Annotated in this window: 3 protein-coding genes; all 3 read right to left on the reverse strand. The window is 57.8% G+C overall.

The window, feature by feature from the left end:
• Positions 1-155 (reverse strand): helix-turn-helix domain-containing protein (locus tag THIDRDRAFT_RS27485; RefSeq protein WP_007043439.1); only part of this gene is annotated, 155 nt, incomplete at its 3' end.
• A gap of 57 nt (positions 156-212) precedes the next feature.
• A complete protein-coding gene (locus THIDRDRAFT_RS27490; protein WP_007043440.1) occupies positions 213-374 on the reverse strand; it encodes a transposase family protein in 162 nt (53 codons plus the stop codon).
• Positions 375-511: 137 nt separating this feature from the next.
• On the reverse strand, positions 512-637 hold a 126-nt coding region (locus THIDRDRAFT_RS25300), incomplete at its 5' end, for an IS4 family transposase (RefSeq protein WP_007043441.1).

Consider the following 637-nt stretch of genomic DNA (forward strand, 5'->3'; position numbering starts at 1 on the left):
AGGCATCGACCTGCGGCTCGCGCCTCTTTGCGCCACTTATACACCGTCGGCAACGAGATCCCTTCCTGCTCGGCCACCGCACGCGGACTCAGATTCTGCGGCGGCAGCAACTTCGCTACGATTGCCGCTCGGCGTTCTTCGGAATACCCACTCATCGCTCAGTTCCTCTCGCCCCCAGATGTGTTAAGAAAGATAGCAGGGGCAGGTGACACTTATCCTGACACTGAGGGCCAGCCATCGGCCCCGCAGAGCACACCGGTGATGGCGATCGCGATCATGTCGTTGAGCCGATGGCGTTGCTTTATCGTACAGCGTGGATCCTCCAACGCAGAGAAATGGGCCAACAGGGATCGATCCGAGGGCATTTCCGGCATGACGGAATCTCGCAAGGGCAGCAAAAACGGGCGCGCGAGTCTGGGGCAATCCGGCTAACCAGTCCAATCGTATTCGCTAATATTTTGATGCGATCGCCCTGACGGATGGCCTCCAAGGCATCTCATTACACACATCTTCATAAGTCATGAGATTCTTTGGCGTATTTGATCCCGGCTGCCACGTCTCTGATGCGCTGCAGTCCGAGCCAAATGCTCTTCACACCAGGCTCGCCATCGCCCTTGCGTCCGAGAAATCCGCCCTG

This window comes from Thiorhodococcus drewsii AZ1 (genome assembly GCF_000224065.1).
Lineage (GTDB): Bacteria > Pseudomonadota > Gammaproteobacteria > Chromatiales > Chromatiaceae > Imhoffiella > Imhoffiella drewsii.

Bases quoted from the DNA above. Each gene is read 5' to 3' on its own strand.
- THIDRDRAFT_RS27490 (WP_007043440.1), bottom strand. From the start codon at position 374: ATGCCGGAAATGCCCTCGGATCGATCCCTGTTGGCCCATTTCTCTGCG.